Raw genomic sequence first — 14,369 nt, forward strand, 5'->3', positions numbered from 1 at the left:
AGTGCACTGGATCGCTTGACGCGTTGTGTTTTGCTGGCGCTGGGGCTGGGGCTGACCCTCGCCGCGACGGCCTATGGGCAAACGGCAGTCGACGCCAAACTGGGAGCACCGTTTGCCCAGAAGGAGCGCCCTACCCTCGGTGCCGAAGGCGCGACGATCCAGGTGATCGAGGTACGCGCGTTTGACTGCGATCATTGCCAGGCCTTCCACGCCCAAGCCTTCCCGACCTTGCGTGAGCGCTTTGTCGACAGCGGCCTCGTGGCCTGGACCATGCTCGATACGGCCCTCGACCCCAAAGCTGACCGAACCCTGCTGAAGGTCGCACATTGCCTGCGGAAACGGGGCCACTACTGGGACAGCCACGAGCTGTTTTTCGCCGATCACTTTTCGACCGCCTTCCTGATCTTCGACGCCGCCGACCGCGCAGGAGTGGAGCCCGACGCCTTCAAGGCTTGCGTGAACGACCCGACGATCCAAGAGCTGGTGGAGAGCGATTTCGCGGAAGTCGCAAAGCTGAAGATCCGCCAGCTTCCGACCTTTCTCCTGCGCAAGAAGCGCTGGGACGGCTTGCCCGTCGAAGTCCGCCTCGAAGGCGAGCAGACGGTCGAAAGCCTGCAGCGCGCGATCGAGCGGCTGAAGGACGTGCGCTGACGCTGAAGCAGCACTACAGTTAGCGATTAGCTTGTTTGATATTGAGATTCTTTCGCATGAAAGGTTGACTTCTGTGCATCAGAAGAATGTGTCTCAATATCATGTTGGTGAACTCCACATCCTGTCTCCTTGCAAATTCCCTGCGCCGTTTCGGCAGCCTGCAGCAAGCCCTCGCGCTTGGATTGCTGGCTGCGACCCCGGTTTCCGTCGCCGCCCAGGCTGGCGCCCCGAGCGAAGAAAACACTGTCGAACTGGACGAATTCGTGACCACGGCGTCCTCGCGCTCGATGCTGATCGAAGACGCGCCGGCCAGCATCTCCGTCGTGTCTACAGAAGACCTGCAGATCCGCCCGATCCAGGACATTACGCAGGCTCTCGGCCTCGTCGAAGGCGTGACGCTCCTGCGCAGCGGCAACCAGCGCAAGATCCAGATGCGCGGCCTTGGCGCGGATTACACGCTGATCATGATCGACGGCAAGCGCGTCAACACGGCTGCGAACATGTTCCGTGGCAACGACTACGACGCCAGTTGGGTGCCGATCGAGGCCATCCAGCGCGTGGAAGTGGTGCGTGGGCCGATGTCGACGCTCTATGGCTCCGATGCGATCGGGGGCGTGGTCAACATCATCACCAAGCCGGTCGGCAGCACCTGGGCAGGCTCGCTGACGGGTGACTACACCTTCCAGGAAGACAGCGATGCGGGCGATGCCTACAAGGGCGGCTTCTTCGTCAGTGGCCCGATCGTCAACGACACCCTCGGGATCAAGGTGTGGGGCGGCTTCAGCAAGCGCCAGGAAGACGACGACGATATCAACCCCGCAGATCCGAACACGGGAGCGCGCCAGCCGGGCTTCGCCGACCGCGAAGAGAAATTCGTCAACGGCACCGTGACTTACACCCCGACCGACGACACCAAGATCGACGCCCAGTATGGCTTCAGCCGCCAGAACCATGACGACTTCATCATGGAGCGGCAGGACTACATGCTGTCGGCCGAGCAGTATTTCGGCTTCGGCGATGGCCGCCTGCGCCTTTATGGCGACCAGGTCGAAAACCTGACCGGAAGCACCACCGGCGAAGAAAACCCCAACAAGGCCAAAAATTGGGCGGCCGATGCCCGCCTTGTGGTGCCGTGGGAGCGTGCGCGTCAAACCTTCAGCCTCGGCGGCGAATACCGCAACCAGCACCTACGCGACGAAACGCTACTGGCAGGCTGGCCGGGGGCGCCCGACTTTGGGCAAAACCCGACGACGGAAGTAGACCAGTACGCGTTCTTCATCGAAGATGAAATCAAGCTGCTGGAAGACTTGACGCTGACCATCGGCAATCGCTTCGACGACCACGAGAACTTTGGCAGCCACAACAGCCCGCGCGCCTACCTGATCTACCAGCCAATCGACAGGCTGAGCTTCCGTGCGGGTTGGGCTGAAGCGTTCCGCGCACCGACGCTGCTGCAAAACAGCCCCAACTGGGGCTCCGTCTCCTGCGGCAGTCGCACGGAAGGTTGCTTCATCATCGGTTCGGAAGACCTGAAGCCCGAGGAAAGCACCAGCTACGAGTTCGGCGCTCGCTGGGACGATACGCGCTGGGCTGCGTCGATCACCTTATTCCACAACGAGCTGGAAAACATGATCGACATCACCAGCCGCACCCGCGACCCCGCGCTTGCGCCGAGCTACCCCAACTTTGTCGGTTTCCTTGCCGACGGCCGCCCGATCTTTGCCTACCAGAACATCGCCAAGGTCGAATCCCAGGGGGTGGAAGTCAGCGTGCAGGCCGACGTAACGGAGCAAGTGGGCCTGCGCTTCGCCTACACCTTCCTCGAAACGGAAAACAAGTCGACCGCCAACCCCTACCCGCTCATTTACCAGCCGAAGCACTCCGGCTCGGTCACGGTCGACTGGCGGCCCACCGACAAGCTCTCGTTCTTCGTAACGGGCAACTACATCGGCAACCAGTATATCTTCTCGTCGGCTTCCGCGCAGATCGAGCAGGGCGACTACACGCTGTTCGACTTTGGCACGCGCTACGAGCTGGCCGAATGGCTGACCTTGCGCGCCGGGGTGCTCAACTTTACCGACCGCACCTTCGAGCGCATCAGCAGCTCCGAGTTCAACGAAGAGGGCCGCCGCTACTTCGTGGCGGGCACGTATCACTTCTAGCCTAATCATGTCGCGCACCCTTGGTTCGCTGTTCATCCTGGCCGCGAGCGGGCTTAGCCTCCCGCTGGCGGCCTCGCCATCTACGGCACCGGCGGCCGCCGCTCAGGCCACGCAGTCGCTCACCCTGCAAACGGGCGACTACGTTCGCCTACGGGTTACGGTACCCGAGCTGGGGACCGCGTTGCAGGTGCACAGCCCAGGTGGCGACGCCTTCCGGCGCTTCGAGCTGAAGGAGGGCACCCATGATCTGGCCTTTGTGGCAGAAACGGTCGGCGACTACCGCCTGACTTGGATCGGTAAAGCGGGCGAGCTGGAAGTCCTTCACCGCATACCACGAGCAGAGCAGCCGGTGCCCGCACGGCATCCGATGGTGCTGAAGAGTCCACGCCTGCAGGCCTTGCTAAGCGCGCTGGCGGCGGGCGAGCTGAAAGTCGAAGACGCCTTCTGGGCGGAAATCGAGCAGGAGGGCGCACCGCTGGTCGAGGCGAAGGACGATGCGGAAGTGTGGGTGACGTTTCTTTGGCGGGGCAATGCCCATACCACGGGCATTTTCCTGAATTGGCCGGTGTTTTCGCCGCACAAGGAAGACAACCTCTTCCAGCGGCTGGGCGACTCCAACGTGTGGTTCCATACCGCAGCCATGCCCAAGGGGCTCCGCCTGAGCTACAAGTTGGCCCCGAATCCACCCTTTGGGCCGGAATCGTCGCGGGCGGACCTACGGCGGGCGGTGATCGCCACCACGCAGGCCGACCCGCTGAATCCGCGTCGCTGGCCCCCGGATCCGGCGCGCGACAAGTTTGCCGTGTCGTCGGTCATCGACCTGAGCGGCGAAGGCGTGTCATGGATCGATACTCCAGCCGCCGCCCGTGGTCAGGTAGAGACCTCGGCGTTCGCGAGCGAATTGTTGGGCAACACGCGCGAGATTACCGTCTACACGCCTCACGGTCTGCCTCAGGGAGCCCCACACCTGCCGGTATTGATTGTGTTCGATGCCGATCGCTATCTGAACGAGATCCCGACTCCGGCCATTCTCGACTACCTGATCGAAGCGGGCGAGATTCCACCTGCCATCGCGGTTTTTGTGGCCAACCCGACGGCGCAATCGCGCGCGGTGGAGCTGCCGGCCAACCCTCGCTTTGCCGATTTTCTGGCCGACGAGCTGTTGCCTTGGGTGCGAACTCGCTATGCCTGCACTGCCGATCCGCAGCAGACCATTGCCGCCGGTTCCAGCTTTGGCGGGCTGGCGGCTACATCGGTGGCTTTCTTCCGCCCGGATGCGGTGGGCGCGGTTTTGAGCCAATCCGGCTCTTACTGGTGGGCACCCGATGGGGCCGAAGGCGCGGCGGGCACAGAAGCGGAGCCGGCATGGCTCAACCGCCGTCTGGCCCAGCACGAGCGTCTGCCCATTCGCTTTTACCTGGAGGCCGGCATCCTTGAAACGGTTTCCGACATCCGACCGACCAACCGCGCATTGCGAGATGTGTTAACGGCCAAGGGCTACCCGGAGGTGGCCTACCATGAATTCCCCGGCGGCCACGACGACTACTGCTGGCAATTCGGTCTTGCGCGCGGCCTGAAGGTGCTCCTTCAAAACGCAAGCGACTGATTGCCAGCCAACTGCACGATGCCCTGCGTCATTGAAAAACAAAACCGTCAAACACCTTGAGTGCTTGACGGTTTTTATTGTCTGAAGTTTCAGAAAGGCGGCGAGGCTCGATCAGATGGTCACGCCATGGCGTTCGGCCAGCTCGCGCCCGTGCTGAATGGACACGGCGTAGGAGAGGTGCGAAGCGATATTGAGCTCTTCCGGCACCTGTTGCTGGCTGATCTGGACCGGGTCGAAGCGGCCTTGGATGATGCCGATGATCCGGCCGTCGTTGGAGTTGACCAAGGGGCCGCCAATCGTGCCGGGGTGCGTGACCGCGTCGAAGAGGAACAGGCGCGTCTCATTGGGCGACAGCATCTTGGCCGAGACGATCCCCTGCATCACCATGATATTGTGAATGCGGAGGTGCCCGAAGGAGACGCCAAAACTGAGCACATAAGTGCCCTCGTTCGTTTCGTCGGCATTGCCGATAATGTCTTGGGGAGCGGCCACAGGCTCCTCGAAGTCGAGCTTGAGCAGCGCCAGATTGCGCGCTCGGTCCATGTCGATCAGGCGCACCGGGTAAGGCGTCACTACCTCCATGCTCAGGGGCGTATAGCCGCCGGCCTGGGCGGGCGAGACGAGCACCAGCTCGTCGTCGGGTTTGAGGTAATGGGCTGCCGTGAGCAGATAGCCTTCGGAGTGGACGATAAAGGCCGTCCCGAGAAAGAGCACACTGTCCTGGCTGCGCTTCATGAGCATCATGCAGCCATTCTCGTAGCGTTGGATCATGGTCTGGTGCATAAACGAGAATCGGTGGGGATTACGAGGAGGGCTTGCGCGGGTTCGAATCGGGCTTGGGATCAGACTTGCGACCACCGAGGCGGACCCACATTTCGCGGTTGCCGGAGGTGGCTGGTGCGAGCTTGCTCACGATCGTCTTAAAGCGCTCGCCGCGATGGTAGGTCGGCAGCTTGAAGCCGACGGTCGAGTCCTTGTAGTCCGCAAAGCCCTTGCGCAGGCTGAGGCACATCAGGAGCAGCACGGCTGCAAAGGGCAGCCCTGTCGCGATTGCTGCCGTCTGCAGCGCGGACAAGCCGCCGCCGACCAGCAACACCGCCGCGACTACGCCTTCGAGGATGGCCCAGAAGAGGCGCTGCGGGATGGGCGGATCGGGATCGCCGCCGGAGGTAATGATGTCGATCACCATCGAGCCGGAGTCCGACGAGGTGACGAAAAACATGATGATCGAGCCAATCGCCAGCAGAGAAGTCACCATACTCAGCGGGAAGTTTTCGAGCACGACGAAGAGCGAGACCGGGATGTTGTCGCGCACCGCCTCGACGATGCCGCCGGGCCCGAACATTTCCAGATTCAGGGCCGTATTACCGAAGGTGGTGATCCAGAAAAAGGTGATGAGCGTGGGGGCGAGGAGCACGCCAAGGATGAACTCCCGCACCGTGCGGCCATAGGAAACCCGGGCGATGAACATGCCGACAAAGGGTGACCACGCGATCCACCAGCCCCAGTAGAAGACCGTCCAGGTGTTCTGCCAGGCGGTATTTTCGTAGGTTTCGTTCCAGGTGGCGAGGCGCGGCAGGCTGTCGAGATAGTAGCCGATATTCTCGATAAAAGCGTTGAGAATAAAGAGCGTGGGCCCGAGCAGAAGCACGAAGCACAACAGCGCGGCTGCGATCCAGAGGTTGATCTCCGAGAGGAAGCGGATGCCTCCGTCGAGGCCTTTCACGACCGACCAGGTGGCCAACGCGGTGATGCCGGCAATCAGCAGAAGCTGAATCGTAGGGCTCTGGCCGATGTGGAAGAGGTGATCGAGCCCGGCATTGACTTGCCGCACACCGAGGCCCAGCGAGGTCGCAACGCCAAAGAGCGTGGCGACCGTGGCCATGATGTCGACCACGTTGCCGATCCAACCGTGAATGCGCTCGCCAAAGAGCGGGTAAAAGACCGACCGGATCGAAAGCGGCAGCCCGCGGTTAAAGGAAAAGAAGGCGAGCGAGAGCCCTACGAGGCAGTAGATACCCCAGGGATGCAGGCCCCAGTGCAGGAACGTCAGGTCCATCGCGACCCGGGCGGCCTCGGGCGTCATCGGCTCAACCAGCGGAGATCCACTGAAGTGGAAGATCGGCTCGGCCACCCCGTAGAAGAGCAGGCCAATGCCCATGCCGGCGCTGAAAAGCATCGCCATCCAGCCCATGGTCGTGAATTCGGGCTTGGCATCGTGTCCACCGATACGGATGTCGCCGTAACGGCTGATCAGCAGGTAGAGCACGAACACCAGGATGATGTTGGTCGTGGCGACGAAGAACCACCCGCCCATCGTGGCGATCCAGGTCTGCAGGCTGGTGAAGACCTGATTCATCCGGTCGTGGAAGATCAAGGTAACCGCGACGGTGGAGATGATAAGAAAGGCCGAGATAAAGAAGACGTATGGATGGACGTCGAACCTCAGCCAACCCTCTTTACCCTCTTCCCCGCCATTTGGCGCGTCGGTTTGTGGGGAATTGCTGGCGTTCATGTATGAGACTGGTTGGAAAGCAAGCGCCGCCCCATCAGGCAATGGTGCGGCAGCGAGAGTTGAGAATACATCAAGGTAGGCATGAAAAACAAGCCCGCGACCCAATTAACGTTAAGCCAACGCCTTTGGAGATAGACGAGGCGCGGCTCTAGCGGTCGGCAATCACAGGCAGCCAAACGTCCTCGACTGGTTGTCTGCCCGCCAGCGCTTCCTACGGTCTGAAAAGACTTACGGTGTGGCAGGTGCGACTACTGGATAATTTTAGACGTTCCTCTCTTCCGATTATGAAGCTACTCCAACGACCCCTGTTTACCCTGACCAGCCTTGCCCTGCTCTGCAGCATGGCTTTCGCCTCCAATTTTGGCCGCATCTACCCCTCCGAAAAGCGGCAGATGACCGACGAGCAGACCGGCGCAACCCTGACCGTCCTGACCGAAGGCGAGTCCAGCGACTCCAAGCCCTACCAGACCCACACGACCTGGACTTCCGACCACGAGTGGATCATTTTCCGCTCCGACCGTGGCGGCAATGGTGGCCAGATCTTTATCGTACATGAAGGCACGGGCGAGATCCTGCAACTCACGGACAACCCCGTTACCAACACCGGCAGCATCAACCTCTCCGAGAGCGACATGATCCTCTACTACGTGCGGGGCGGACGCTCCCGTGATGCAGAGGAAGGCCAGGAGCGCCCGCGCGAGCTGGTGGAGCTGGACCTTGCCAAACTGATCCCCGATGCCCGCGCGAAGAAGGTGAAGGAGCCTTCCGCCTACGAACGCGTCGTGCTGACGCTGCCGGAAGACTTACGCGACTCGGGCGGCATGGCCCTGGATCCCAACGGCAAGACGATGTACTGGGGGGTCGGATGGGAAACGCCGGAGCAAAAGAAGGCCCGAGAGGAGGCGGCCAAGAACCCGCCAGCCAATGCCGGTAACAGCCGACGCGATATTGATTCGAGCAACACCGACCCGAATCAGGCCCGTGAAGCCGCTCGCAAGCGCTTTGAAGAACGCGGGCGCGGACCGGGCGGTATCCGCGCAATCGACTTGAAGACCGGCAAAGTGACCAAGGTGATCGATGTGGACCTGCGCATGGGCCACGTGCAGACCAACCCGTGGAAGTCGGGCGAGATCATCTATTGCCACGAGACGACCGGCGATGCACCACAGCGTATGTGGACCGTCCAGGCCGACGGCAGCGACAACCGCCCCCTCTACCCCGAGACGGAAGACGAATGGGTGACGCACGAGACCGTGGCGAGCCGTGACGAGGTGCTCTTCAACATCATGGGCCACCTGCCCTACCTGCGCGAGCGCCCGACCGGCATCGCCGTCGTCAATCTGCGCACCAACGACATGAAGATTATCGGCCAGGTGGAGGAAGATTTGCCCAACGGCACGCTGGGCGGCTTCTGGCATTGCAATGCTTCGCCCGACGGCAAATGGGCGGTCGGCGACACCTTCCTCGGCAACGTCTTCCTGATCGACCGCGAAACGGGCGAGCGCATCCTGTTGACGACCAATCACAAAATGCGCCCCGACCACACGCACCCGATCTTCAGCCCCGACAGCAAGCGCGTCGTGATCCAATCGGGCCTGCTGAGCGATGGCGAAAAGCTCGACCTCATCTCCATCCCGGTGCCCCAACGGTAGGGATCTGACGGATTGAAAGGGTCGGCACTGACGGCTTGCAGGGGCAATGCAATCGTTTTAGCTCCTACTACGTCATGCCGATCCTTGACCTACCCCTCGACAAGCTGCGCACCTACACTGGCCGTAATCCACGGCCCGCCGACTTCGACGCCTTCTGGCAACAGTCGCGCGAGGAGCTGGCGACCATCGCGCCTGAGGTGGAGCTGAAGCCGGCCGCTTTTCAGACGCCGCTGGCCATTTGCAGCAACCTCTATTTCTCCGGCACGCACGGCGCACGCGTCCACGCCAAGCTGCTGCGGCCCAAGCATCGCCCGGCCGACGGCAGCCCCATCCTGCTGCACTTCCACGGCTACTCCGGCAACTCGGGCGACTGGATCAATCTGCTGCCGTGGGTGGCCTCCGGCTTTACCGTAGCGGCAATGGATTGCCGGGGCCAGGGCGGCTTGTCCGAAGACATCGGCCCGGCGCGCGGCGGCACGCTTTACGGGCACGTGGTTAAGGGCCTGGACGACACCCCTGATCGGCTTTACTACCGCAACGTGTTCCTAGATACCGCTCGGCTGGCGGAGGTCGTGCGCGGGCTGGACGGCGTCAATCCTGACCGCGTCGCCAGCATGGGCGGCAGCCAAGGGGGTGCGCTCGCATTGATTTGCGCCGCTCTCGTGCCGGAGGTGTCGCGCACCGTCTCGATGCACCCCTTCCTCTGCGACTATCAGCGCGTGTGGGAGATGGATCAGGCCAAGGCCGCCTACATCGGCCTCTACGAATACTTCCGCCGCTTCGACCCGCGCCACGAGCGCGAGGTGGAGGCCTTTACACGGCTCGGCTACATCGACGTGCAGCACCACGCGCCCAGCATCCAGGCGGAGGTATTGATGGCCACCGGCTTGATGGACCCGATCTGCCCGCCCTCAACCCAGTTCGCGGCCTACAACAAGATCCGCACGCCGAAGGACATAGCTATCTACCCCGATTTCCACCACGAGATGCTGCCGGGCTTCTACGACCAGGCTTACGGCTTTCTGGGTCGGGGCTGGGTGATGTAGGAGCGGCGCACCGCATATCGGCACAAAAAAGCCAGCGACCCGGTTTGGATCGCTGGCTTAAAGTAACGGAAGAACCGAAACCTAGTAGGCGGCTTGGGCGCCCTTCAGGTTGGCCTTCTTGACCCAGGGCATCATGGAGCGGAGCGACACGCCGACTTCTTCGATCGGGTGCTTGGCTTCGTCTTCACGGATCTGGTTGAGCTTCTTGTAACCGCTTTCGTGCTCGGCCACCCAGTTCTTGGTGAAGGTGCCGTCCTGGATGTCCTTGAGGACGTCCTTCATGCGTTTCTTCACTTCGGGCCCGATCACGCGGGGACCGCTAACATAGTCACCCCACTCGGCCGTGTCGGAGATGGAGAAGCGCATGCCGGAGAGGCCGCTCTCGACCACCATGTCGACGATCAGCTTCATCTCGTGGCAGCACTCGAAGTAGGCCATTTCGGGGGCGTAACCAGCTTCCACCAGCGTCTCGAAGCCGGCCTTGACCATCGCGCTGAGGCCGCCGCAAAGTACGGCTTGCTCACCAAACAGGTCGGTCTCGGTTTCCTCGCGGAAGGAGGTCTCGATCACGCCGGCACGGCTGCCGCCGATACCCTTGGCCCAGGCCAGAGCGATGTCCTTGGCGCCCGCGCTGGAGCCTTCGAGCACGGCGATAAGCGTCGGGACGCCCTTGCCTTCCTTGTACTGGCTGCGCACGGTGTGGCCGGGGCCCTTGGGGGCGACCATGATGACGTCGACGCCCTTGGGGGCTTCGATCAGGCCGTAGTGGATGGCGAGGCCGTGGACGAAGAGAAGGGTCTTGCCCTTGGAGAGGTTCGGAGCGATTTCCGACTCGTAGAGGGCCTTCTGCTTCATGTCCGGCACAGCGATCATGATCACGTCGGCCTTCTGCACCGCTTCGGCGGTGTTGTAGACTTCGAAACCGAGGTCCTTGGCCACCGGGATCGACTTGGAGCCTTCATAGAGGCCGATGATCACGTTCAGGCCGCTGTCCTTCAGGTTCAGCGCGTGAGCGTGGCCCTGGGAGCCGAAGCCGATAACGGCCAACGTTTTACTTTGAATGGGCGCGAGGGAAGCCTCGGCATCGGAATACACTTTGGCAGGCATGATTACAAAGATATGCAGTAGGTTGGTGTCTTAAGGGAGGGAGCGGCCGGCTGCTTACTGCAGCTCCAGCTGGCGATTGCGGCCAAGGGCGGCCATACCGGTGCGAGCCATCGACCTGACGCCGAAGGGCTCGATCATGTGCAGGAAGGCTTCGATCTTTTCCTGATTCCCCGTCATCTCCACGATGACGCTGCGGTGGCTGACGTCGACGATCTTGGCGCGGAAAATGTCGCAGATCTGGACGATCTCGGCACGCTTGTCGCCAGCTTCGGCGACTACCTTGACCAGCACCAGTTCACGCGCCACAAAGGCGCCTTGAGCGAGGTCCTGGACCTCAATCACGTCAATGAGTTTGTTGAGCTGCTTGATGGCCTGGTCCAGCTGCTGCGTGTCGCCCATGACCGTCGCGGTAATACGCGAATACTTCGGGTCGTGAGTCGGTGCAACGTTGAGCGTGTCGATATTGAATCCACGCCCACTGAACATACCGGCCACCCGCGCAAGCACGCCAAACTTGTTTTCGACGAGAACGGAGAGGGTGTGACGCATGGTGATAGGTCTACGGGGGTTGCGAAAAGCGACAAAGCTCGCCACCACACGCCAAGCTGGCAAGCAAAAACCTCCCCCCGACACCCCAAGCCCCAGCATTTGCCCCGAATATGCCTCCTGGCACCTCTCCGGCATGGACGAAGCTGCCCATCTCTGCATGTCCCCCGCCCAAGCCGCCCTACTTGTCAGCCTGTGGAGCCTGCACACTCTGCTCGCAGCCGCAACGACTACTCTGCTGACGCTGAAGTTTGCCCCGCAGCCTCATTTTGTGTACTGGGTGGCCGCCATCTGGTTCATCCCTTACCTGGGTACCGCCTTCGCCCTCCTCAAGCTGCTGCTCCAGCCCCGCCTTTCCCAGGCAGAAGCAGACCAACAGTGCCCTGCATCTGCCCCACCCTTCCCCACGTCACACAGCTTGACTTTCCCCGGTCGACGTCGAGGATAGCAGGTTGCTGGGGAAGTAGCTTAATGGATAGAGCAACGCTCTTCTAAAGCGTAGGTTGCGGGTTCGACCCCCGCCTTCCCTGCCAGATCATCAACGACTTACGAGATTCCTACCAATTTCCTCTCAAAACGGACTCGCGTTTCGGTGGCGCGAGGGAAATATAGGAAAGCGTTGAAAAACAAGCACCAGAGTCCCTTGAAGGGCTGGGAATATCCGGCAGGCAGTTCGATCACGATCCGCGAGATGATCAACCGCTATGATGGCCGGGATTTCGGGGTTTCCTATCGTGTGTCGATCCCGGCCAGGTTTGCGGGCCGCCGTATCGTCAAACAGTTTTCCGACACAGACGCGGCCGAAGCTTGGGCGAAGGATCAATACCAGCGATTCATCCAACACGGGCAGGCTCATTTTGAGCTGACCACCACTGAATATAACCAGGCGATCCAGGCACTGAAGCTTCTGAAAGACACAGGCCTTGATCTGGTGAAAGCCGCCCAGTATGCACGGGAACACTATAAACCCGCCGAGGATGCAGTCAGCATCACAGTCGCAGTGGATAAGATGCTGGCGCAGAAGGAAGCGGAAAACCTGCGCCCCCGCTCCATCCGTGACCTGAAAGGGCGCCTACGGCCCTTTACGGAAGCCTTTGGGCAGAAGTCCGTCCATGAGATCACCGCAAAACAGATTCAGCGCTGGCTGGATGAACTCAAAGGGCTGTCAGCCGAGAGTGTGGACGGCTTCTCTGCCCGTTCCATTAAAAACTACATTGTCACGCTGAAGACGTTCTTCAACTACTGCATCAGCAAAGGCTATCGCGCCAAGGACGATAATCCGGCGGACAGCCTGACCGTCCCGAAGATCGACTGGGAGGTGCCGTCCATCCTTAGCCTTGCGGAGGCGCATAGCCTGATCACGACCGCGCAGACCTTTGAGAATGGCTGCCTGTTGCCGCTGGTGGCGCTGGGCATGTTTGCCGGCATTCGCACCAACGAGCTGTTTCAGCTGACCTGGGACAACATCGACCTTGAAGAAGGCATTGTCACCATCGGGGCCACCATCGCCAAGAAACGCCGCCTGCGGGTGATTGAGCTGATGCCCAATGCCTGCGCGTGGCTGCGGCTTTGTGAAGCGCGAGAAGGCCGTCTGGCCCCGAACCATGTGGAAGAGAAAATGGCCGAGCTGGTGCGGCAGGCGGGCTTTGAAAACTGGCGCAAGGAAAAATCAAACGCCATGCGCCACAGCTTCGGCACCTACCACTTTGCGCTGTATCAGAATTCGGCGCTGACCTCCGCCGCCCTGGGGCACAAAGCCAATGACCAGGTCCTGTTCGACAGTTACCGATCACTGGCCCGCCGCAAGGACGGGGAGGCCTATTTCAGCATCTATCCAAAGGGCGTGAAGCCACAGCCCCTGCCCACGCATTAGCGTTCAAGGTGGCGCAGGGCGGCCAGCACCGCATCCCGGCGGTAGATTTTGCGCTTCCCCACCCGGATCACCGGGATAAGGCGGCGCGCCGTATAATTGCGCACCGAGCGTTCACAGACACCCATGAAGACAGCGACTTCGCGCTCGTTCATCAGCACAGGCGGATTTTCACGGATTTCAGGTGTATTGATCGTTTTCACACCCGCCAATACGCGGCAGGCACGGGGATTTTTGGTGAATCTTTCAGGCTAAGCTTGCTCACTTGCTTCGTTTTGAGTTTCTGGTTCGTCAAGAACTCTATCTTTCGCCTGCGCTTCCAATCGAAAAAGCTGATTCACCAAGAGAAACTCATATAGTTGTTCGTCGTTTGTTTCATCAAATTCCCGGTGCATACGACGGTTGCGAAATCCACTGTATACGTCGGAGAATAGCTTTGCCCTTCCTGCCGCTACGCCATCACTCAAGCCTTCCCATTCCAGCTTGGAATTCTTACCTAAGAATGCCTCGGAAAAAAGTTTTGACCCATGCTCTTCGCTTTCAATTCTCTTACGGATGGTGTCCTCTAAACGTGTGTGAGCATTATTAAGACTATTCTTCGGGTTATTCCTGAACTGAACGGCAAGGTCAATTAACCTGTCATCAATCAGTGAATACGGCATAGACACAGGGAATCGCGTTTGCCATCGACCTTCATCCATCCGAAGGCTCCTAATCCCATAAATGTAATCAGAATAACGATGAGGCCTTACACGATTCTTTTCTATCAATTTTTCCAAATTCCATGAGGTAACAGTGCAATTCTCGATCTTCTGAAACATTCTTCCGTCTAGAACTGATTCATCGATAGGCACTTCCAATGCCTCAAGCAGACTTAGCACATACGCTAATCCACCCGGCCCTTCTCCTGGATATCCAGATGCAAATCCCGCCTTAACAATGATCTCTTCTAGTCCACCATTGATTGACAAGTATATTGCATGGGTACAATCACTCCCTGATTCATGAGTAAGGATCACCGCTTTATCAATCACATCACCAAAATGTATAAATCGAAGTATTGCATCTATGCAAGCCCTAGCACCCTGCTGAAAAAGCGCTTTGACCAGACGTTGAGGCAGTAACAAGTAACGTGCGATGCAGCTGCCGCAGCATCGCCGGCCCGATTTTCGGGCAATTTGTTGTGATTTGGGTAGCGCGGGGCGAGGGCGGCG

Annotated in this window: 12 protein-coding genes and 1 tRNA gene; 7 read left to right on the top strand and 6 right to left on the bottom strand. The window is 60.2% G+C overall.

Annotated elements, in window-relative coordinates; all coding sequences use genetic code 11:
* The first annotated feature begins 15 nt into the window (after nucleotides 1-15).
* The 3 genes from Q7P63_18110 to fes all read left to right on the top strand — a co-directional run bounded on the left by Q7P63_18110 (nucleotide 16) and on the right by fes (nucleotide 4,419).
* Nucleotides 16-651 carry a thioredoxin domain-containing protein gene (locus Q7P63_18110; protein ID MDP0502012.1) on the top strand — a complete coding sequence of 212 codons (636 nt, stop codon included), beginning with the start codon at nucleotides 16-18 and terminating at the stop codon, nucleotides 649-651.
* A gap of 107 nt (nucleotides 652-758) precedes the next feature.
* A complete protein-coding gene (locus tag Q7P63_18115) occupies nucleotides 759-2,813 on the top strand; it encodes a TonB-dependent receptor (protein ID MDP0502013.1) in 2,055 nt (684 codons plus the stop codon).
* Between the two features lie 7 nt (nucleotides 2,814-2,820).
* Nucleotides 2,821-4,419, top strand: coding sequence for an enterochelin esterase (gene fes / locus Q7P63_18120; protein ID MDP0502014.1), 1,599 nt, complete (start codon nucleotides 2,821-2,823; stop codon nucleotides 4,417-4,419).
* A gap of 111 nt (nucleotides 4,420-4,530) precedes the next feature.
* On the opposite strand, the gene Q7P63_18125 is transcribed toward fes, so the two are convergent.
* Together Q7P63_18125 and Q7P63_18130 are read right to left on the bottom strand one after the other, a co-directional pair.
* The gene (locus Q7P63_18125; protein MDP0502015.1) at nucleotides 4,531-5,190 is read right to left on the bottom strand and encodes a serine protease; all 660 of its coding nucleotides are present in this window, start codon (nucleotides 5,188-5,190) and stop codon (nucleotides 4,531-4,533) included.
* A 31-nt stretch (nucleotides 5,191-5,221) separates the two neighbouring features.
* The gene (locus tag Q7P63_18130; protein MDP0502016.1) at nucleotides 5,222-6,934 is read right to left on the bottom strand and encodes a BCCT family transporter; all 1,713 of its coding nucleotides are present in this window, start codon (nucleotides 6,932-6,934) and stop codon (nucleotides 5,222-5,224) included.
* Between the two features lie 284 nt (nucleotides 6,935-7,218).
* Here Q7P63_18130 and Q7P63_18135 point away from each other — a divergent pair, with 284 nt between their 5' ends.
* Together Q7P63_18135 and Q7P63_18140 are read left to right on the top strand one after the other, a co-directional pair.
* Entirely contained in the window at nucleotides 7,219-8,586 is a 1,368-nt protein-coding gene (locus Q7P63_18135; GenBank protein MDP0502017.1) for a hypothetical protein, read from the top strand.
* A 74-nt stretch (nucleotides 8,587-8,660) separates the two neighbouring features.
* Nucleotides 8,661-9,632: an alpha/beta fold hydrolase gene (locus Q7P63_18140; GenBank protein MDP0502018.1), complete on the top strand. Its 972-nt coding sequence runs from the start codon at nucleotides 8,661-8,663 to the stop codon at nucleotides 9,630-9,632.
* Nucleotides 9,633-9,713: 81 nt separating this feature from the next.
* Here Q7P63_18140 and ilvC read toward each other — a convergent pair whose 3' ends face one another.
* Together ilvC and ilvN are read right to left on the bottom strand one after the other, a co-directional pair.
* A complete protein-coding gene (ilvC, locus tag Q7P63_18145; protein ID MDP0502019.1) occupies nucleotides 9,714-10,739 on the bottom strand; it encodes a ketol-acid reductoisomerase in 1,026 nt (341 codons plus the stop codon).
* Nucleotides 10,740-10,793: 54 nt separating this feature from the next.
* On the bottom strand, nucleotides 10,794-11,288 hold the full coding sequence (ilvN, locus tag Q7P63_18150; GenBank protein MDP0502020.1) for an acetolactate synthase small subunit: 495 nt from the start codon (nucleotides 11,286-11,288) through the stop codon (nucleotides 10,794-10,796).
* A 454-nt stretch (nucleotides 11,289-11,742) separates the two neighbouring features.
* Here ilvN and Q7P63_18155 point away from each other — a divergent pair.
* Together Q7P63_18155 and Q7P63_18160 are read left to right on the top strand one after the other, a co-directional pair.
* Nucleotides 11,743-11,818 (top strand) — tRNA-Arg (locus Q7P63_18155).
* 86 nt (nucleotides 11,819-11,904) lie between these two features.
* Nucleotides 11,905-13,158 (top strand): tyrosine-type recombinase/integrase, encoded by a 1,254-nt coding sequence (locus Q7P63_18160; protein MDP0502021.1) that lies wholly within the window; start codon nucleotides 11,905-11,907, stop codon nucleotides 13,156-13,158.
* Here Q7P63_18160 and Q7P63_18165 read toward each other — a convergent pair.
* Entirely contained in the window at nucleotides 13,155-13,358 is a 204-nt protein-coding gene (locus tag Q7P63_18165; GenBank protein ID MDP0502022.1) for a hypothetical protein, read from the bottom strand. The two genes, Q7P63_18160 and Q7P63_18165, sit on opposite strands and share 4 nt — an antisense overlap.
* A 48-nt stretch (nucleotides 13,359-13,406) precedes the next feature.
* The coding region (locus Q7P63_18170; GenBank protein ID MDP0502023.1) for a TIGR02391 family protein at nucleotides 13,407-14,369 on the bottom strand (963 nt) is incomplete at its 5' end.

The organism is Verrucomicrobiota bacterium JB022 (genome assembly GCA_030673845.1).
Classification (GTDB): Bacteria; Verrucomicrobiota; Verrucomicrobiia; order Opitutales; family Oceanipulchritudinaceae; genus WOUP01.

Excerpts from the sequence above, each read along its gene's own strand:
- fes (MDP0502014.1), top strand. The coding sequence starts at position 2,821 with ATGTCGCGCACCCTTGGTTCGCTGTTCATCCTGGCCGCGAGCGGGCTT.
- Q7P63_18125 (MDP0502015.1), bottom strand. The coding sequence starts at position 5,190 with ATGATCCAACGCTACGAGAATGGCTGCATGATGCTCATGAAGCGCAGC.
- Q7P63_18130 (MDP0502016.1), bottom strand. The coding sequence starts at position 6,934 with ATGAACGCCAGCAATTCCCCACAAACCGACGCGCCAAATGGCGGGGAA.
- Q7P63_18135 (MDP0502017.1), top strand. The coding sequence starts at position 7,219 with ATGAAGCTACTCCAACGACCCCTGTTTACCCTGACCAGCCTTGCCCTG.
- Q7P63_18140 (MDP0502018.1), top strand. The coding sequence starts at position 8,661 with ATGCCGATCCTTGACCTACCCCTCGACAAGCTGCGCACCTACACTGGC.
- ilvC (MDP0502019.1), bottom strand. The coding sequence starts at position 10,739 with ATGCCTGCCAAAGTGTATTCCGATGCCGAGGCTTCCCTCGCGCCCATT.
- ilvN (MDP0502020.1), bottom strand. The coding sequence starts at position 11,288 with ATGCGTCACACCCTCTCCGTTCTCGTCGAAAACAAGTTTGGCGTGCTT.